This window comes from Streptomyces sp. NPDC049887 (assembly GCF_040656535.1).
Classification (GTDB): domain Bacteria; phylum Actinomycetota; class Actinomycetes; order Streptomycetales; family Streptomycetaceae; genus Streptomyces.
In genome coordinates this window covers 93,616-112,858 of sequence record NZ_JBFAMM010000026.1, presented here as the reverse complement: position 1 = coordinate 112,858, position 19,243 = coordinate 93,616, and the positions used below count along the sequence as shown (strand labels likewise).

15 protein-coding genes, 2 pseudogenes and 1 riboswitch are annotated in these 19,243 nt (G+C 70.0%); of the genes and pseudogenes, 13 read left to right on the top strand and 4 right to left on the bottom strand.

Annotated elements, in window-relative coordinates; genetic code table 11:
* The first annotated feature begins 222 nt into the window (after positions 1-222).
* The 10 genes and pseudogenes from AB0J10_RS27065 to AB0J10_RS27020 all read left to right on the top strand — a co-directional run bounded on the left by AB0J10_RS27065 (position 223) and on the right by AB0J10_RS27020 (position 10,616).
* Positions 223-831 (top strand): CDP-alcohol phosphatidyltransferase family protein, encoded by a 609-nt coding sequence (locus AB0J10_RS27065; RefSeq protein ID WP_363065076.1) that lies wholly within the window; start codon positions 223-225, stop codon positions 829-831.
* Positions 832-947: 116 nt separating this feature from the next.
* Positions 948-3,455: a mannose-1-phosphate guanyltransferase gene (locus AB0J10_RS27060; RefSeq protein ID WP_363065075.1), complete on the top strand. Its 2,508-nt coding sequence runs from the start codon at positions 948-950 to the stop codon at positions 3,453-3,455.
* 109 nt (positions 3,456-3,564) lie between these two features.
* On the top strand, positions 3,565-4,488 hold the full coding sequence (locus AB0J10_RS27055) for a DUF881 domain-containing protein (protein ID WP_363065074.1): 924 nt from the start codon (positions 3,565-3,567) through the stop codon (positions 4,486-4,488).
* On the top strand, positions 4,485-4,817 hold the full coding sequence (locus AB0J10_RS27050) for a small basic family protein (protein ID WP_017948521.1): 333 nt from the start codon (positions 4,485-4,487) through the stop codon (positions 4,815-4,817). Before AB0J10_RS27055 ends, AB0J10_RS27050 begins: the two co-directional genes overlap by 4 nt.
* A gap of 134 nt (positions 4,818-4,951) precedes the next feature.
* Positions 4,952-5,893, top strand: coding sequence for a DUF881 domain-containing protein (locus AB0J10_RS27045; RefSeq protein WP_363065080.1), 942 nt, complete (start codon positions 4,952-4,954; stop codon positions 5,891-5,893).
* Between the two features lie 70 nt (positions 5,894-5,963).
* A pseudogene (locus AB0J10_RS27040) lies at positions 5,964-6,910 on the top strand (FHA domain-containing protein).
* Between the two features lie 14 nt (positions 6,911-6,924).
* Positions 6,925-7,662 carry a MerR family transcriptional regulator gene (locus tag AB0J10_RS27035; protein WP_363065073.1) on the top strand — a complete coding sequence of 246 codons (738 nt, stop codon included), beginning with the start codon at positions 6,925-6,927 and terminating at the stop codon, positions 7,660-7,662.
* Between the two features lie 77 nt (positions 7,663-7,739).
* Positions 7,740-8,213 (top strand): bifunctional nuclease family protein, encoded by a 474-nt coding sequence (locus tag AB0J10_RS27030; protein WP_026281837.1) that lies wholly within the window; start codon positions 7,740-7,742, stop codon positions 8,211-8,213.
* Positions 8,214-8,495: 282 nt separating this feature from the next.
* On the top strand, positions 8,496-9,035 hold the full coding sequence (locus tag AB0J10_RS27025; protein WP_363065079.1) for a MerR family transcriptional regulator: 540 nt from the start codon (positions 8,496-8,498) through the stop codon (positions 9,033-9,035).
* Positions 9,036-9,116: 81 nt separating this feature from the next.
* On the top strand, positions 9,117-10,616 hold the full coding sequence (locus tag AB0J10_RS27020) for a DNA polymerase IV (protein WP_363065072.1): 1,500 nt from the start codon (positions 9,117-9,119) through the stop codon (positions 10,614-10,616).
* Here the strand turns inward: AB0J10_RS27020 and AB0J10_RS27015 are convergent.
* A pseudogene (locus AB0J10_RS27015) lies at positions 10,595-10,909 on the bottom strand (PRC-barrel domain-containing protein); the annotation flags it as partial. The gene AB0J10_RS27020 and the pseudogene AB0J10_RS27015 sit on opposite strands and share 22 nt — an antisense overlap.
* Before the next feature lie 114 nt (positions 10,910-11,023).
* Positions 11,024-11,119: riboswitch (glycine riboswitch) on the top strand.
* A gap of 177 nt (positions 11,120-11,296) precedes the next feature.
* Between AB0J10_RS27015 and gcvP the strand changes: the two are divergent.
* Complete coding sequence (gcvP, locus tag AB0J10_RS27010; RefSeq protein ID WP_363065071.1) at positions 11,297-14,182, top strand: aminomethyl-transferring glycine dehydrogenase; 2,886 nt, start codon at positions 11,297-11,299, stop codon at positions 14,180-14,182.
* Between the two features lie 140 nt (positions 14,183-14,322).
* Here the strand turns inward: gcvP and AB0J10_RS27005 are convergent, their stop codons facing one another.
* Positions 14,323-14,520, bottom strand: coding sequence for a DUF5999 family protein (locus AB0J10_RS27005; protein ID WP_093654310.1), 198 nt, complete (start codon positions 14,518-14,520; stop codon positions 14,323-14,325).
* 290 nt (positions 14,521-14,810) lie between these two features.
* Positions 14,811-15,401: a hypothetical protein gene (locus AB0J10_RS27000; protein WP_363065070.1), complete on the bottom strand. Its 591-nt coding sequence runs from the start codon at positions 15,399-15,401 to the stop codon at positions 14,811-14,813.
* Positions 15,402-15,894: 493 nt separating this feature from the next.
* On the opposite strand from AB0J10_RS27000, the gene AB0J10_RS26995 reads away from it, so the two are divergent.
* Both AB0J10_RS26995 and AB0J10_RS26990 read left to right on the top strand, forming a co-directional pair.
* On the top strand, positions 15,895-17,397 hold the full coding sequence (locus tag AB0J10_RS26995) for a glutamate-cysteine ligase family protein (RefSeq protein WP_363065069.1): 1,503 nt from the start codon (positions 15,895-15,897) through the stop codon (positions 17,395-17,397).
* Between the two features lie 85 nt (positions 17,398-17,482).
* The gene (locus AB0J10_RS26990; protein ID WP_363065068.1) at positions 17,483-18,286 is read left to right on the top strand and encodes a type II CAAX endopeptidase family protein; all 804 of its coding nucleotides are present in this window, start codon (positions 17,483-17,485) and stop codon (positions 18,284-18,286) included.
* 122 nt (positions 18,287-18,408) lie between these two features.
* Here AB0J10_RS26990 and AB0J10_RS26985 read toward each other — a convergent pair whose 3' ends face one another.
* Positions 18,409-19,230, bottom strand: coding sequence for a PhzF family phenazine biosynthesis isomerase (locus tag AB0J10_RS26985; RefSeq protein WP_363065067.1), 822 nt, complete (start codon positions 19,228-19,230; stop codon positions 18,409-18,411).
* Positions 19,231-19,243: the final 13 nt, after the last annotated feature.

Genomic DNA, 19,243 nt, shown 5'->3' with positions numbered 1-19,243 from the left:
CAGGGGGGACCCTGTGGGAGAGTAGGACACCGCCGAACAATTCTTCTGGGAAAGCCCCGGACCGACACGGTCCGGGGCTTTTTCGCGTTCCGGGGGGGGACCCGGGCACGGGTCGTGGGGGACGGGTCGTGCCTGAGCGACCGCCACCCCTGTGTACACCGCTCTTCCTGCTGAAGGTAAGGTCAGGAGGCATCGTTGGTACGTTCGGCAGGAGGCCCCCGGGTGGAGGTCCAGGAGACCCGCGTTCAGACCGACCGGGTACTCACCATCCCCAACATCCTCAGTATGGCCCGCCTGCTCGGCGTGCCGCTGTTTCTGTGGCTGATCCTCCTGCCCGAGTTCGGCGGCCCGAAGGCCGACGGCTGGGCGCTGCTCGTGCTCGCGCTCAGTGGCGTCAGCGACTATCTCGACGGCAAGCTCGCCCGGCGTTGGAACCAGATCAGCAGCCTGGGCCGGATCCTCGACCCCGCCGCTGACCGGCTCTACATCCTTTCCACCCTGGTGGGGCTGACCTGGCGGGGGATCCTGCCTCTTTGGTTGACCGCGGCACTTTTGGCCAGGGACCTCATGCTCCTCGTGATGGTGGGAATCCTGCGCCGGCACGGCTATCCGCCTCCCCAGGTGAACTTTCTGGGCAAGGCGGCTACCTTCAACTTGATGTATGCGTTCCCGCTCCTGCTGCTCAGCGACGGAGACGGGTGGCTTGCGTCACTCGCCGCAGTCTTCGGATGGGCGTTCGCAGGATGGGGTACAACTCTGTATTGGTGGGCAGGGATCCTCTATGTGGTCCAGGTCCGCCGACTCGTCAAGGCTGACGCCGTGGCCGATTGAGCCGTATGCACAGAGCTGTGCAGAGTCCCGCCGGTCCGCATGAGAACTGGACAGGGGCCTGCCCGGACGGGTGAAGTCGGCTGGACCGTCGTCTCTTCAAGGAGGACGCTTCCGACATGAAGGCCGTCGTGATGGCTGGTGGCGAAGGAACACGACTTCGCCCCATGACCTCGAGCATGCCCAAGCCACTGCTGCCGGTGGTCAACAGGCCGATCATGGAGCATGTGCTGCGCCTGCTCAAGCGGCACGGGCTCACTGAGACGGTCGTTACCGTCCAGTTCCTCGCCTCCCTCGTCAAGAACTACTTCGGCGACGGTGAAGAGCTGGGGATGGAGCTCACCTATGCGCACGAGGAGAAGCCACTCGGTACCGCGGGCAGTGTGAAGAATGCGGAAGAGGCGCTCAAGGACGATGCATTCCTCGTCATTTCCGGCGATGCGCTCACCGACTTCGACCTTTCGGATCTCATCCGGTTCCACAAGGAGAAGGGCGCACTGGTCACGGTGTGCCTGACCCGGGTGCCGAATCCACTGGAATTCGGCATCACGATCGTGGACGAACAGGGCAAGGTCGAGAGGTTCCTGGAGAAGCCCACCTGGGGCCAGGTCTTCTCGGACACCGTGAACACCGGTATCTACGTGATGGAGCCGGAGGTCTTCGACTACGTCGAGCCGGATGTCTCGGTGGACTGGTCCGGTGATGTCTTCCCGCAACTGATGAAGGAAGGCAAGCCGATCTACGGCTATATCGCCGAGGGCTACTGGGAGGACGTCGGCACCCACGAGAGCTATGTGAAGGCGCAGGCCGACGTGCTCGAGGGCAAGGTCGACGTGGACATCGACGGCTTCGAGATCTCGCCCGGAGTCTGGGTGGCGGAGGGCGCCGAGGTGCATCCGGACGCCGTGCTGCGAGGGCCCCTCTATGTCGGTGACTACGCCAAGGTCGAGCCTGACGTCGAGATCCGCGAACACACCGTGGTCGGGTCCAACGTGGTGGTGAAATCGGGTGCGTTCCTGCACCGGGCCGTCATCCACGACAACGTCTACATCGGGCCCCACAGCAATCTGCGCGGCTGCGTCATCGGCAAGAACACCGACATCATGCGCGCCGTGCGGATCGAGGACGGCGCGGTCATCGGTGACGAGTGCCTGATCGGCGAGGAGTCGATCGTCCAGGGCAACGTTCGGGTCTATCCGTTCAAGACCATCGAGGCCGGCGCCTTCGTCAACACCTCGGTGATCTGGGAGTCCCGCGGCCAGGCGCACCTCTTCGGGGCCAGGGGCGTATCGGGAATCCTCAACGTCGAGATCACGCCCGAACTGGCCGTGCGACTCGCGGGCGCCTACGCCACCACGCTGAAGAAGGGCGCGACCGTCACCACGGCCCGTGACCACTCCCGAGGCGCGCGAGCCCTCAAACGCGCGGTGATCTCCGCACTCCAGGCCAGTGCCATCGACGTACGCGACCTGGAGAACGTCCCACTGCCGGTCGCCCGGCAGCAGACGGCCCGAGGCAGCGCCGGCGGCATCATGATCCGCACCTCGCCGGGCGTGCCCGACTCGGTCGACATCATGTTCTTCGACGAACGAGGCGCGGACCTGTCCCAGGGAGGCCAGCGGAAGCTCGACCGCGTGTACGCGCGCCAGGAGTACCGGCGCGCGTTCCCCGGGGAGATCGGAGACCTCTCCTTCCCGGCGAGTATCTACGACTCCTACACGGGCTCCCTGTTGCGCAACGTCGACACCAGCGGGATCGCGGAGGCGGGCCTCAAGGTCGTCATCGACGCGTCCAACGGCAGCGCCGGTCTCGTACTGCCGAGCCTCCTCGGCAGGCTCGGCGTGGACGCGCTGACGATCAACCCCGGGCTGGACGAGTCGCGGCCGACCGAGACGATCGAGCAGCGCCGGCAGGGCCTGGTGCGGCTGGGCGAGATCGTGGCGTCCGCACACGCGGCCTTCGGCGTGCGCTTCGACCCCGTCGGCGAGCGGTTGTCGTTCGTGGACGAGCGTGGCCGGATCGTGGAGGACGACAGGGCGCTGCTCGTCATGCTGGACCTCGTGGCCGCGGAACGCCGCAGCGGCAAGGTGGCCTTGCCCGTCACGACGACGCGCATCGCCGAGCAGGTCGCCGCATACCACGGTACTCAGGTGGAGTGGACGACCACCTCCCCCGACGACCTGACCCGGGTCTGCCGGGAGGAGTCCACCATCTTCGGCGGCGACGGCCGCGGTGGCTTCATCGTTCCGGAGTTCAGCAGCGTCTTCGACGGCCCGGCCGCGTTCGTACGGCTCCTCGGCCTGGTGGCCCGTACCCAGCTCACACTCAGCCAGATCGACGCCCGTATCCCGAGGGCACATGTGCTCCGCAAGGACATCGCGACGCCGTGGGCCGTCAAGGGTCTGGTGATGCGCCGGGTCGTCGAGGCCGCCGGCGACCGGTTCGTGGACACGACGGACGGTGTCCGCGTCGTGGAGGCCGACGGCCGCTGGGTCCTCGTGCTCCCCGACCCGTCCGAGGCAGTCACCCATCTGTGGGCCGAGGGCCCTGACGACGCGTCCGCCCAGGCACTCCTCGGCGAGTGGTCCGCGGTCGTGGAAAGCGCAGGTGACGACACGAAGCAGTGAGCCTGCCCGAGGTCTGGGGCCGGAGTGCCGGGGTGCGGTGCCGTCCGCATCCCGGCACAACCGTGGGGCCATTCGGCGGTAGCGGCTGCGACGTGCGACGATGTGCGGCATGCCGCAGCAGCCCCCCGTACCGAGGACAGCCTCACCGCCGCGTCCCGATGCGTCGATGTCGCTGCTGAACAACGTCATGGACCACAGCCTCGACGACGGATACGCGGAGGCGGCGGCCCGCAGGGACGCGCAGGGCGGACAGCTGCCCCAGACGCTTCGGGCCAAGCTGTGGCTGGCGGCCGGGCTGGTGCTGGCGGCGCTGGTGGTCACCCTCGGCGCTGCGCAGGCGCGGATATCGGCACCCGTCGTGGCGAAGGAACGCGAAGAACTCATCGACCGCATCGAGGCCGAGACCACGGCGGCGGACGAACTGGAGCAGGACGTCGACAGCCTCCGCGAGGAGGTCGGCGAGCGGCAGCGCAAGGCGCTCCAGCAGCGGGGCGGGCACCAGGGGGACCTCGTGGCGCTGCTCTCCGGCGCGACCGAGGTGACCGGCCAGGGGGTCAAGCTGGTGGTCGACGATGCCAAGGACAGTAAGACGGGCGGCGGGGGGCCGCGGGAGGGCAATGGCTTCTCCGACACCGGCCGGGTCCGCGACCGCGACATGCAGCGCGTCGTCAACGGACTCTGGCAGTCCGGCGCGGAGGCCGTCGCGATCAACGGACAGCGGCTGACGGCCCTGTCCGCGATCAGGGCCGCCGGTGACGCCGTACTCGTCGACAACAGGCCGCTGGTGCCGCCCTACACGGTGCTCGCCGTCGGGGACGGGAAGAGGCTGAGCACCGCCTTCCAGGACAGCGCGGACGGCCGGTACCTCCACGCGCTGGAGGAGAACTTCGGAATCCGGAGCAGCGTCTCCGCCCAGGAACGGGTGCGTCTGCCGGCGGCACCGAGTCTGATCGTACGTACCGCAGAGCCGAGGACCGCCGGTGGCACGCCCGCCGGTCAGGGCACGGCAGAGACAGGGAAGGGCACATCGTGATCGCCGTACTGGGCCTGGTCTTGGGAGTCGTGGCGGGACTGTTGCTCCGCCCCGAGGTGCCGGCGGTGGTCGAGCCCTACCTCCCGATCGCCGTGGTCGCGGCTCTCGACGCGGTGTTCGGCGGCCTGCGGGCCATGCTCGACGGGATCTTCGTCGACAAGGTCTTCGTGGTCTCGTTCCTGTCGAACGTCGTCGTGGCCGCACTGATCGTCTTCCTCGGCGACAAGCTGGGCGTCGGTGCGCAGCTGTCCACGGGTGTGGTGGTCGTCCTCGGCATCCGGATCTTCTCCAACGCGGCCGCGATCCGCCGCCATGTGTTCCGGGCGTGAGGCCGATGAGTGACGACGACAAGACCCTGCGTGAGAAGCCGGACTCCCAGGACGGGACGCCGAGGACGACGGGCGAGCGCGCGCCCGAGGCGACGCCGCCGCGGAAGCCCGAAGGGACCCGGCCGAATCCGCCCCTGCCCGCACCCGGATCCGTGCCCGCCGCGCCGGGGCCGCTTCCCGTCCCGGCGCCCGCGACGCCCGCGGAAGCCGGGAAGGACGGAGCACGGTCCGCCGCCGGGACGGGAGGCTCCCGGACCGACGGGGCGGAGCGGACGGACCGCACCGGCGTCCACGGCACGGACGCCCCCGCGCAGCAGGGCCCGGAGCCGACGACGCCGTCCGGCGACGGGCCGCAGCTGACCGGGCGGCAGCGACTTGCGGCCGGGCTGTGGCCGCCCCGCTTCTCCCGCGCCCAACTCATCGTGGCCCTCCTGCTGTTCGTCCTCGGCCTCGGTCTGGCCATCCAGGTCCGGTCGACGAGCGACAACAGCGCCCTGCGCGGCGCCCGCCAGGAAGATCTCGTGCGCATCCTCGATGAACTGGATGACCGCACGAAGCGTCTGGAAGATGAGAAGCGGCGCCTCGAGGACCAGCGGACCGAACTGGAGACCAGCTCGGACCAGGCAGAAGAGGCGCGCAGGCAGACGCAGGAAAAGGAGCGGCAGCTGGGCATCCTCGCCGGTACCGTGGCGGCACAGGGTCCGGGCATCACGCTGACCATCGGCGACGGTGCCGGAGCGGTCGAGTCGGACATGCTGCTCGACGCGATCCAGGAGCTCCGCGCCGCGGGGGCCGAGGCGATCCAGGTCAACGGGGTGAGGGTGGTCGCGGACTCCTACTTCTCCGACGACGGTGGTTCCATCGAGGTGGACGGCAAAAAGATCAGCGCTCCGTACCGCTTCAAGGTCATCGGCAAGCCTCAGGACCTCGAGCCGGCGCTGAACATTCCCGGCGGCGTGGTGCAGACCCTGGAGAAGGAGCAGGCCACCGCCACGGTGGCCCGCTCCGAGAAGATCGTCGTGGACGCCTTGCGACCCGTGGAACGGCCTGACTACGCTCGGTCGTCCTCCCGGTGAGACGAGGGCGTGCGAGGGAGGCCGGAGATGGACGAGGGGTTGCGGGGGGTCGGCGCATCGTAGGAGTGCTGTGTGGTGGAAACTGTCCGGAGGGTACGGACGTTGTGAGGATGTCCGGGTCGGCAGGTGTGTTCATTCAGGGTTCCTGCCCCACGGGCGGGTCTGTTTTTCGGTCAAGGGGAATCGCCCGTGAAGTTGTTTGGGAAGTTGTTCGGCAAGAGCGCACGCGAGGACGGCGGCACCGCCCGTCATCGCGCTCCGCGCCATGGCCAGGAGGCGGAGCAGAGCGGCGAGCGTCCGCTCTTCCGGGACGAGATCGCCGGTGGTGACATTCCCGGCGGTCCGGGCGCGTCTGCTGTTGACCCTGCCGGTCCCGGCCGCATAGGTTTCGGGGAACCGTCAACCTCAAGTGCGGGTGGAGGGTTTACGCCCGACCCGTATGCATCCCATGCCCCCGCGGGGCAGCCGCGGCAGGAGGACCCGTCCATGCCGGTGTGTACGCGATGCGGCAATCGCAACGCCGAGACCAGCCGCTTCTGCTCCAACTGCGGCGCGCCGCTCCGGTCCGGAGCTCCGGCGGAGCGTGCCTCGGAGACGACCTCGACGATCTCCATCTCGGGGATCGAGGCCTATGAGGCGGAGGCCACCGGCCAGACGCCTATTCCGTCGCTCTCGCCCGAGGCACAGGCGGCCGTCGACGCCCTGCCGCTCGGATCCGCGTTGCTCGTGGTGCGCCGCGGGCCGAACGCGGGCAGCCGCTTCCTTCTGGACAGCGAACTGACCACGGCGGGCCGCCACCCCCAGAGCGACATCTTCCTCGACGACTTCACCGTCTCCCGGCGGCATGTGGAGTTCCGCAGGGCGGCCGACGGCACCTTCACCGTGACCGATGTCGGCAGCCTCAACGGCACCTACGTCAACCGTGAACCGATCGACTCGGTCGTCCTGGCCAACGGTGACGAAGTTCAGATCGGAAAGTACCGGCTGGTCTTCTACGCGAACCAGCGGGGCATGTGACCTCAGGGACCTCCATGCGGCGAACTCCGACGGGCGGTGCCGGTCACGGCACCGCCGGTGGCGACCGGCTGGTCAGCATCGGCTCCGTGCTGAGCCTGCTGCGCGAAGAGTTCCCCGAGGTCACGATCTCCAAGATCCGGTTCCTGGAGGCCGAGGGGCTCGTCGAGCCGCAGCGCACACCGTCCGGATATCGCAAGTTCAGCGCCGAGGACGTCCAGCGGCTCGCGCAGGTGCTCCGCATGCAGCGGGACCACTACCTGCCCCTGAAGGTCATCCGCGAGCACCTCGACGCGTCGGCCCGGGGAGAGCGGCCTCCGCTGCCGCCCCCGAGCGGGCCGGTGGACTCCGGTGCGGCAGGCGGGTTCCCCTCCGAGACGGCCACGGCGCCCCGCGTCGGACGGGCGGAGCTGCTCGCGGCGGCCGAAGTGACCGAGGCGGAGCTCGACGAGTGGGAGTCCTACGGCCTGATCACTCCTTCGGCGGAGTCCGCCTATGACGCCGAGTCCGTGACGGTGGCCAAACTGATCGCCGACCTGGGCAGATTCGGTCTGGAGCCGAGACACCTGCGGTCGATGAAGGCGGCTGCCGACCGCGAGGCCGGCCTGGTCGAACAAGTGGTCGCACCGCTCCGCCGGCACCGCAATCCGCAGACCAGGGCGCATGCCGAGGCGACCGCGAAGGAGCTGGCGGCGCTCTCGGTCAGGCTGCACTCCGCGCTGCTCCAGACGGCGCTGGGGGTGCGTCTGCCCTGAACTCCCGGGGCGGGCTTGCACCGATCTTGGAGGAACCCGACTACCCAAACCTGCCGGGCACGTCCTAGGGTTGCTGTGTGAACGAGCTCGACGTTGTGGGTGTCCGGGTGGAAATGCCCTCCAACCAGCCGATCGTGCTCCTGCGTGAAGTGGGAGGCGATCGGTACCTCCCCATCTGGATCGGACCGGGTGAGGCGACCGCGATCGCCTTCGCGCAGCAGGGGATGGCGCCGGCCAGGCCGTTGACCCACGACCTGTTCAAGGACGTGCTCGAGGCCGTGGGACAGGAACTCACCGAGGTGCGGATCACGGACCTGCGGGAGGGCGTCTTCTACGCGGAGCTGGTCTTCGCCAGCGGCGTCGAGGTCAGTGCCCGGCCGTCCGACGCCATAGCTCTGGCGCTGCGCACCGGCACGCCGATCTACGGCAGCGACGGCGTTCTGGACGACGCGGGCATCGCGATCCCGGACGAGCAGGAGGACGAGGTCGAGAAGTTCCGCGAGTTCCTCGACCAGATCTCGCCCGAGGACTTCGGCTCCAGCAGTCAGTGATCCGCCGGCCCGGTGCCACGATCCGTTTCGGAGGAGCGTGTCGCCCGGTCGGGGCCCGTATGTCGGACGTTCCGCCGCGGATCCGACCACGTATTCCCCGAAACGGGGCACGCAAAACCACTCTCAGGGTGATTATCACTCGGCGTGCCGAGTGTGGCGATCGTTGACGCACCCGGGGTGACTCCCTACCGTCGAGGAGGCAGGTCAAGGACGGAGGTCGGCGTGAGAAGCAGCGGCGACGGTACGGCAGCGGGCGCTCACGGGCACGGTCCCGCGGAGGACTTGCCGTATCCGCTTCACGACAGTGCGCAAGCCGATGTGACGCCCGAGACCGTGGGCTACCGGGGGCCGACCGCCTGCGCGGCGGCGGGCATCACCTACCGGCAGCTCGACTACTGGGCGCGCACCGGTCTGGTCGAACCGAGTGTCCGGTCGGCCCACGGATCCGGCACACAGCGGCTCTACAGCTTCCGGGACGTGGTCGTCCTCAAGATCGTCAAGCGCTTCCTGGACACGGGCGTGGCGCTGCAGAACATCCGCGCTGCGGTACAGCACCTGCGGGCCCGCGGCTTCGCGGACCTGGAGCGGATGACCCTCATGAGTGACGGCGCGACGGTCTACGAGTGCTCCTCGCCGGACGAGGTCGTCGATCTGCTCCAGGGTGGGCAGGGCGTGTTCGGGATCGCGGTCGGAGTCGTGTGGCGGGACGTCGAGGCGGCGCTCTCGCAGCTGCACGGCGAGCGAATCGACACCGGTGAGACGCTGATCGGCCACGACCCCGGTGACGAGCTTGCCCGGCGCCGCCGCGAGCGCGCCGGCTGAACTACCGACCGGCCGGACTTCCCGGTCGCCCGTGTACGCGCGTACGGGCGAATGTCAGTGCCGTAGGGCAGCATCGAAGCCGTGAGACCCGCGCCCACCATCCTGCATCTGGACATGGATGCGTTCTTCGCCGCCGCGGAACAGGCGGCGAAGCCCAGTCTGCGCGGGAAGCCGGTGGTCGTCGGTGGGCTGGGGCCGCGCGGAGTGGTCGCCACCGCTTCGTACGAGGCCAGGCGGTTCGGTGTCCACTCGGCGATGCCCATGGCACAGGCACGGAGGCTGTGCCCCAACGCCGCCTACCTGGTGCCGCGCTTCTCGCTCTACCGGACGGTCAGCGACCAGGTGATGGAGCTGCTGGGCGGGCTCTCGCCCCTGGTGGAACCGCTGAGCCTGGACGAGGCCTTCGTGGACCTCGAGGCGGGCGGCACGGCGGACGACTCCCGCTCGGCCCGGGAGGCCGGTGAGCGGCTGCGCAGGGACATCCTGACGGCCACCGGGCTGACGGGGTCGGTGGGCCTTGCGGGCTCCAAGATGTTGGCGAAGATCGCCTCGGAGCAGGCCAAGCCCGACGGGCTGGTGCTCATAGAGCCCGGCACCGAGCGGGAGCTGCTGGGCCCGATGCCGGTACGGACCCTGCCGGGCGTGGGTCCGGCGACGGGCGAGCATCTCCGGCGGGCCGGCATGACCACGGTCGCCGAGCTGGCCGAGGCGGGGGAGGACGAGCTCGTACGGCTGCTGGGGAGGGCGCACGGGGGAGCGATCTTCCGGATGGCCATGGGCCACGACGACCGGCCGGTGGTCGCCGAGCGGGACGCCAAGTCCGTGTCGGTCGAGGACACCTTCGACGTGGACCTGCACGACCGGGTCCGCATCCGGACGGAGGTCGAGCGGCTGGCCGACCGCTGTGTGCGCCGGCTGCGGGCCTCCGGGCACTCGGGACGGACGATCGTGCTGAAGGTACGCCGGTTCGACTTCTCGACGCTGACCCGGTCGGAGACGCTGCGCGGGCCCACCGACGATCCCGCGGTGGTGCGGGAGGCCGCGGCGCGGCTGCTGGAGGCGGTGGACACCACGGGCGGTGTCCGGCTGCTCGGTGTGGGCGTGAGCGGCCTCGCCGACTACACGCAGGAGGACCTGTTCGCACAGGCCGCCGCGGGGGAGCGACACGACGAGGACGAGGAGTTCGCGCCGCCCCGGGAGTCGTCGCCGGGAGTGGAGCAGCTCCCGGGCGGGGACGTGCGGCCCGCGGCGGACCGACGCTGGACCGCCGGGCAGGACGTGCGCCACGCCGAGTACGGCCCGGGGTGGGTCCAGGGCAGCGGGTTGGGGAGGGTCACGGTCCGCTTCGAGGAGCCGTGGTCGGCCGCGCCCGGACGGGTGCGGACGTTCGCGGTGGACGACCCGGGGCTGGAGCCCTCGGAGCCGCTGCCGCTGGTGCGTCCGCCGGATCAGTCGTCCTGGCCGGCCAGCCGCCCGAAGTCGCGGTCCCCGGCGGATCCGGTGCCGGGGCCGCCGGCCTCGTCGCCGGGGGCCGGAGAGGTGGTCGGCCTCGCCGGAGGTGGGGGCAGGTCGAGACCGTAGTGGTGGTACAGCTGCAGCTCCTGCTCGGGGGAGAGATGACGGCCGACACCGAAGTCGGGCGCGTCCTTGATCAGGGCGCGCTCGAAAGGTATGTGGAGGCCGTCGCCTTCGAGCCGGCTGGGTTCCAGCGGTACGAACGCGTCCCGGCTGAACAGGCCGGTCCGTACGGCCGCCCATTCGGGGACGCCGGTGGCGTCGTCGAGGTACACCTCGTCCACGGTCCCGATCTTGTGGCCGTCGCGGTCGAACGCCTTGCGGCCGATCAGGCTGCGCGGATCGATGTCGGTCTGCACGGTCCCTCCAAACAGGTCGCACGGGTTCGCTGGACACTACGAAAGTGCACATCCGGGGCGTCGTCCACTCGAAGGTCCCAGGTGAGGCCGCGCTGGTACGCTGGCAGCGGCTGCTGACCCCGTGCGGGAGAGTGCCCCGGTGAAAGCCGGAGCCGCCGAAGGAGCAAATCCTCCCCGGAATCTCTCAGGCCCCTGTACCGCACGGACGAGGTCACTCTGGAAAGCAGGGCGGGCGTCGGACGGCATCCGCTCTCACCGACGGTGAAAGCCGGCGCGCCCCGCGGCGTTCCGGTGAAGCTCTCAGGTTGAGATGACAGAGGGGGAGGCCGTCCGGGCACCCGCGCCGTGGTGCCCCTCGCAGGTCGTTACGACCAGGAGGCCTCCGCAATGACCGCCAACCGCATTCCGCTCTCCCAGCTGGAGCGAGGCACCCCCTTCGAGCAGCGCCACATCGGTCCCGACACCGAGGCCCAGGCGAAGATGCTGGCGCAGGTCGGCTACGGCTCGCTGGACGAGCTGACCGCCGCCGCCGTGCCGGACGTCATCAAGAGCGCCGAGGCCCTGGGGCTGCCCGGTGCCCGCACCGAGGCCGAGGTGCTCGCCGAGCTCCGGGGGCTCGCCGACCGCAACCAGGTGCTCGCCCCGATGATCGGCCTCGGCTACCACGGGACCTTCACCCCGCCGGTCGTCCTGCGGAACGTGATGGAGAACCCGGCCTGGTACACGGCGTACACGCCGTACCAGCCGGAGATCTCGCAGGGCCGTCTGGAGGCGCTGCTCAACTTCCAGACCATGGTCGCCGACCTGACAGGGCTGCCCACGTCCGGCGCCTCGCTGCTCGACGAGGGCACCGCCGCCGCGGAGGCCATGGCGCTGTCCCGGCGTGTCGGCAAGGTCAAGAACGGCGTCTTCCTCATCGACGCCGACGCGTTGCCGCAGACCATCGCCGTGATAGAGACCCGGGCCGAGCCGACCGGTGTCGAGGTCGTCGTGGCCGACCTCGGCGACGGGATCCCCGCGGAGATCGCCGAGCGCGGTGTCTTCGGCGTGCTGGTCCAGTACCCGGGTGCCTCCGGTGCCGTCCGGGACATCAGGCCGGTCATCGACCAGGCCCACGAGCTCGGCGCGATCGTCACCGTCGCCGCCGACCTGCTGGCCCTGACGCTGCTCACCTCGCCCGGTGAGCTCGGCGCGGACATCGCCGTCGGCACGACGCAGCGCTTCGGCGTCCCCATGGGCTTCGGCGGCCCGCACGCCGGCTACATGGCCGTGCAGCAGAAGCACGCCCGCAGCCTGCCCGGCCGACTCGTCGGCGTCTCCGTCGACGCCGACGGCAACAAGGCGTACCGGCTCGCCCTGCAGACCCGCGAGCAGCACATCCGCCGCGAGAAGGCCACCAGCAACATCTGCACCGCGCAGGTGCTCCTCGCCGTCATGGCCGGGATGTACGCCGTCTACCACGGTCCCGAGGGCCTGCGGACGATCGCGCGCCGGACCCACCGCTACGCCGCGATCCTCGCCGAGGGGCTGCGCTCGGGCGGTGTCGAGATCGTCCACGGCGCGTTCTTCGACACGCTGACCGCCCGCGTTCCGGGCAAGGCCGCCGGCATCGTGGCCGCGGCCCGCGAGGGTGGTGTCAATCTGCACCTCGTGGACGCCGACCACGTGTCGCTCTCCTGCGACGAGACCACGCTGCGCGCCCAGGTCTCCGCCGTCTGGGCCGCGTTCGGCGTCGACGGTGACATCGACGAGCTGGACGCGACCGTCGAGGACACGCTGCCGGCCGCGCTGCTCCGCAGGGACGACTACCTCACCCACCCGGTCTTCCACGCGCACCGGTCCGAGACCGCGATGCTCCGCTACCTGCGCCGGCTCGCGGACCGCGACTACGCGCTGGACCGCGGCATGATCCCGCTCGGCTCCTGCACGATGAAGCTGAACGCGACCACCGAGATGGAGCCGGTCACCTGGCCGGAGTTCGGCCAGATCCACCCCTTCGCCCCCGTCGAGCAGGCCGAGGGCTATCTGACCCTGATCCACGAGCTGGAGGAGCGCCTCGCCGAGGTCACCGGCTACGACAAGGTCTCGATCCAGCCGAATGCCGGCTCCCAGGGCGAGCTGGCCGGTCTCCTCGCGGTGCGTGCGTACCACCGCGCCAACGGCGACGAGCAGCGCACCGTCTGCCTGATCCCGTCCTCCGCGCACGGCACGAACGCCGCCAGTGCGGTGATGGCCGGGATGAAGGTCGTGGTCGTCCGGACCGCCGACGACGGCGAGATCGACGTGCACGACCTGCGCGCCAAGATCGAGCAGTACCGCGACGAGCTGTCGGTCCTCATGATCACCTACCCGTCGACGCACGGCGTGTTCGAGGAGCACGTCGCCGACATCTGCGCCCAGGTGCACGAGGCCGGCGGACAGGTGTACGTCGACGGCGCCAACCTGAACGCGCTGGTCGGCCTCGCCAGGCCCGGCAAGTTCGGCGGCGACGTCTCGCACCTCAACCTGCACAAGACGTTCTGCATCCCGCACGGCGGCGGCGGTCCCGGTGTCGGCCCGGTGGCAGTCCGTGAGCATCTCGCCCCGTACCTGCCGAACCACCCGCTCCAGCCCTCGGCCGGGCCGGAGACCGGCGTCGGCCCGATCTCGGCCGCCCCCTGGGGCTCCGCGGGCATCCTGCCCATCTCGTGGGCGTACGTGCGGCTGATGGGCGGCGAGGGCCTCAAGCGCGCCACCCAGGTCGCGGTGCTCGCGGCGAACTACATCGCCAAGCGCCTCGAGCCGCACTACCCGGTGCTGTACACCGGACCGGCGGGCCTGGTCGCGCACGAGTGCATCGTCGACCTGCGGCCGCTGTCCAAGGCGACCGGCGTGAGCGTCGACGACATCGCCAAGCGCCTCATCGACTACGGCTTCCACGCGCCGACGATGTCGTTCCCGGTGGCCGGCACGCTGATGATCGAGCCCACCGAGAGCGAGGACCTCACCGAGATCGACCGGTTCTGCGACGCGATGATCGCTATTCGTGCGGAGATCGAGAAGGTCGCCTCCGGCGAGTGGCCCGCCGAGGACAACCCGCTGCGCAACGCCCCGCACACCGCGGCCGTGCTCGGCGGGGAGTGGGAGCACGCGTACAGCCGCGAGGAGGCAGTGTTCCCGGCCGGTGTCGAGGCGACGGACAAGTACTGGCCGCCGGTGCGCCGGATCGACGGCGCGTTCGGTGACCGGAACCTGGTGTGCTCCTGCCCGCCGCTGGACGAGTACGACAGCTGAGGGCTGTCCCGGGTACTGCCCGGCAAGCGTCAGGGCCGGCTCGGAGTCTCTCCGAGCCGGCCCTCCTCACTCGTGGGCCGGTCGCGCCCCTCGGTCCGTCGGCACGGAGCGCGGGCCGGGGCCCGGCTGGACGGCGGGCCTCAGGCCGCCGTCACGATCCGCAGCGGCCGGTGCGGGGCGATGATCTGGCCGTCCGGGAGCAGTTCGCCCGTGTCCTCGAAGAGCAGCACTCCGTTGCACAGCAGGCTCCAGCCCTGCTCCGGATGGTGTGCCACCAGGCGGGCGGCTTCCCGGTCGGCGGAGTCTGCGGTCGGGCACGGTGGCTGGTGCTGGCACATGGATGGGTTCTTTCGCTGCGATGTGGTGAGTGTCCTGCGGCTCGATGCGGTGCTCATGGCCGTCCCCCGTATCTGTCGTCGATCCCAGTGTTGCCCCACGGGCGTCAATCCGCAGGGATTTCACGGCAGCTCGTCCTACCAGTCAATGACGTGTCACCCCGGCGGGCGGTTCAGCTCAAGTGCACCGTCCCTTCGGGGGGTTCGCACTGGCCGTAGTGGGCTAGTCCGGAAGGGGCATGAACATGCCCCGTGACTCCATGTCACGGGGCAGTGGTGTTCGGTGACTCCGGTCAGGCCGGGAATCCCAGCAGGCGTGCGGGTGTGACCCTCGAGGTCATCACCGGCAGCAGATCGGCCACCCGGTGCGGCCGGTGGGCGGCGATGCCCGGGGGTGCGGGAGCGAGCGGCACCAGCAGGTCGGCGGGGGCCGGCTTGCCCTTCGCCGGGTCCGCCTCGCGGTCGCCGTGCAGCCAGAGCGTGAGCATGTACAGCTCGGGCACGGACAGCAACCGCGGCTGGTGGGTGCCCGGGAGTGTCTCGGCCTGTTGCAGCGCCCGCTCGGTCGACGCGATGTACGGGCCTTCGAAGAAGTGCGAGAAGGCCCAGCCGTCCGGGGTCAGCATGGTGTCAGCGGCGGCGATGGCGCGGTCGCCGCCGCGGATCAGGAACCGCCAGCCCGCCAGCCGGGTGCGGGGCCTGCGGTCGCCCTGCGGCACCACCTGGTCCAGGACGTGGACGGGAAGCGGGAGTTCGGCGGTCACCGCTCCCTGGACGGAACGGAGGGCAGGAGTGCGCGCCTCGCGGACTGCGGAGGGGGATCCGAGTGCGGTGAGGACGCTGCGCAGGGCGGGCGCGGGAGCCGGGGGGACATGCAGCGGCATGGTGGGTCGCCTCTCACTCAAGAGACAGGGGTGATGCGAGGGCAGATGCGGACGGCTCTGTCGGCGTGGGCCGGAGGGGGCCGGAATTCCGTGGCCGGGCGCCGACTTTCTGCCTCGTTCGCGCGAGTTTATACGACGTGTGTTCACTCAATGTTTCTGCTAGCCGTCCCCGGTATTGCAGTCAAGGCCGAATCAGGCCTTCAGTGCGCGGAGTTCGAGGGGGATATTCGTGAACGCAGCGGCGTCACCTGGTGTGTTACCCCACGAGCGGTCGGCCGAATCTCGTCGGAGTTTTTCACCACACCGCGGTAAGTGGTAAATGCTCACTGCGCCATGCCGACGGAATGTGCCGGACGGATGGCGCACAGTCGCCGCTTCAGACTAGCGGCCCATCGGTCGTGCGCGAGACGTTACGGATCCCTTCGTCTGGGCATTATCGTCCGTGACACGAGCGGCCCGGCCGCGGACTGCCCACTCGAGGAGGGACCCTTCGATGGGGGAGAAGATCGTGGCAGGCGGGTTCGACCTGTCCGATCGGCAACGCTACCGGAGAAAGCTCCAGCAGTGCCTGGCGGGACTGGGGAGACTCCTGGCGGAGAAGAGGTTCGATCGCCCCAAGAATCTGATGGGGTTGGAGATCGAGCTCAATCTCGCGGGCTCCGACGGCCTGCCCCGGATGATGAATGCCGAGGTGCTCGACAGGATTGCCAGCCGTGATTTCCAGACCGAGCTCGGAATGTTCAACCTGGAGGTCAACATAGCGCCGCACCGGCTCGGTGGCCGGGTCCTCGACCAGCTCGCGGAGGAACTTCGCACGGGTTTGGGATATGCCCATCGCAAAGCTGCCGAGATCGATGCCGGAATCGTCATGATCGGAATTCTTCCGACCCTCGACGGCAAGGATCTGGTTTCCGCGAACCTGTCGGACGTCGACCGCTATGTCCTTCTCAACGACCAGATCGTCGCCGCCCGCGGCGAGGACTTCACCCTGGACATCGAAGGCGTGGAGCACCTCGGCTGCACATCGTCCTCGATCGCTCCGGAGGCGGCCTGCACGTCGGTGCAGCTGCACCTCCAGGTGACCCCGGGCCGGTTCGCCCAGGTGTGGAACGCCGCCCAGGCCGTGGCGGCGGTCCAGATCGCCGTAGGCGCGAACTCCCCCTTCCTGTTCGGCAAGGAACTCTGGCGCGAGTCCCGGCCACCGCTCTTCCAGCAGGCGACGGACACCCGGCCGCCCGAGCTCCAGGCGCAGGGCGTGCGGCCCAGGACCTGGTTCGGCGAGCGCTGGGTGGGCTCCGCCTACGAACTCTTCGAGGAGAACCTGCGCTACTTCCCCGCCCTCCTGCCGATCTGCGACGACGAGGAGCCGTTGCGGGTGCTCGACGACGGCGGTGTGCCGCGGCTGCAGGAACTCGTCCTGCACAACGGCACGGTCTACCGCTGGAACCGGCCGGTCTACGGTCTCGCGGACGGCGTGCCCCATCTGCGTGTCGAGAACCGGGTGCTCCCGGCCGGCCCCACCGTCACCGACGTCGTGGCCAACGCGGCCTTCTACTACGGGCTCGTGCGGGCACTCGCCGAGGAGCCGCGACCGCTGTGGACCCGGATGCCGTTCGAGACCGCCGCGGCGAACTTCGAAACAGCCTGCCGGCACGGCATCGAGGCCGAGCTGGAGTGGCCCCGCCCGGGCCGGGGCGGCGGGCTCACCCGAGTCCCCGCGGTCAAGCTCGTACGGGACGAACTACTGCCGCTCGCGGCGGCCGGGCTGGACGCATGGAACGTGGAACCCGCCGACCGGGACTTCTACCTGGGTGTCATCGAGGGGCGGTGCAGGCGCCGGGTGAACGGTGCGTCGTGGCAGGTGGAGGCCTTCCACCGGGCGCTGGACGCCGGGCTCGACCGGCGTGCCGCGCTCGCCGCGGTCACGCGCCGCTACACCGCGCTGATGCATACGGACGAACCCGTGCACACCTGGCCCGCCGGACCGGGGGACTGACCGCTCCGCATTCGGGTCCCGCCTTCGACCTCGGTCCAGCCGTCGGGCAAGCTGTGACGGCGGGACCGAGGCTACGGGAGGCAGTGTGCAGGCGGAGGCGGGACGGGTGTCCGGATCGGTCCCCGACGGGGGGTTGCCGCGCGGGACACTGCGGTCCGAGACCCTGATCGTCCTGGCGCTCTCGCTCGGCGCCAGCGCGGTGTCGTCGCTCATCAGTTTCATCGGGTCGCTGACGAAGCCCGGCGGTCTCGCGGACCAGGCCGCGAACCTCAACAGTTCCTATGCGCCCGGCCGGCCGTGGCTCGACCTCGCATGGCAGCTGTTCGGGATCGCGACGGCGCTGGTTCCCGTCGTTCTCGTCGGCCACCTGCTGGTCAGGGAGGGCGCCGGCGGGCTGAGGGCCGTCGGCTTCGACCGCACCAGGCCGTGGTCCGACCTTGGGCGAGGTGCGCTGGTGGCGGCCTGCATCGGCAGTGCGGGTCTGGCGTTCTACCTGGTGGTCAGGGCAGCCGGGGCCAATCTCACGGTGGTTCCGGAGTCGCTTCCCGACGTGTGGTGGAAGTACCCCGTCCTCATTCTCTCCGCGGTGCAGAACTCCGTCGTCGAGGAGGTCATCGTCGTCGGGTACCTGCTGCGGCGGCTGGACCAACTGGGCTGGAGCCCGTTCCGCGCCCTCGTCGCCAGTTCCGTGTTGCGCGGCTCCTACCACCTCTACCAGGGGATCGGCGGCTTCGTCGGCAACATGGTGATGGGCGTGGTCTTCGTCCTGCTGTACCGCCGCTGGGGCCGGGTGGGACCGCTCGTGGCCGCCCACGCGCTTCTCGACGTCGTCGCCTTCGTGGGCTATGGACTGCTCGCGGGGAAGGTGGGCTGGCTGCCCACGGCATGAGTTGTGTCGCGGCCGGTCGCGGCACGGGGCAAGGAACGCGGGAGGGGCGTACGGCGGAGCTGCCGTACGCCCCTCCCGCGTTCCCGGGGCGGACCGCGGCCGCGGTGACCGCCGAGTCCCGGTCAGAGGGCGAAGAGCAGTTCGCCGTCGACGACGGTCACGGCGTTGCCGGTGAGCAGGACGCGGTCGCCGCGCAGCTCCGTCCGTACCAGGCCGGAGCGGGCGGAGGCCTGCAGCCCGGTCAGCTCCGGGCGGCCCAGCCGCGCCGACCAGAACGGCGCGAGGGCGGTGTGGGCACTGCCGGTGACGGGATCCTCGTCGATGCCGATGTTCGGGAAGAAGCAGCGCGAGACGTAGTCGTACCCCTTCTCCGGGTTCGCAGCCGCCGCCGTGGCGATGATCCCGCGCTGCGAGTGGGCGGCGAGGGCCCGGATGTCCGGGCGCAGCCCGCGGACGGCCGCCTCGTCGCCGAGCTCGACCAGCAGGTCGCCGATGTGGTCCGAGGTGTCCAGGACCGAGAGCGGAACGGCGCCGAGGGCGTCGGCGATGCCGTCCGGAGCGTCCACCGGGGTCAGGGACGACACGGGGAAGTCCAGGGTGATCGAGCCGTTCTCGTGCACGGTCGCCCTCAGGATCCCGCAGCGCGCTGCGAAGCGCACGGTGCCGCTCGCGGCCCCGGTCCGGTGGAGGACGTGGGCCGTCGCCAGTGTCGCGTGCCCGCACATGTCCACCTCGGCGGCCGGTGTGAACCAGCGCAGCGCCCAGTCCGCATCGCCGCCCGCGGGCAGTGGATGGGCGAAGGCCGTCTCGGAGAGGTTCATCTCCGTCGCCACGTCCTGGAGCCGGCCGTCGTCAGGGAAGGCGTCGGCGTCGAGCAGCAGGACCGCGGCGGGGTTGCCCGCGAAGGGCCGGTCGGTGAAGGCGTCCACGATTCGAATCCGCATGGCGCCGACCGTA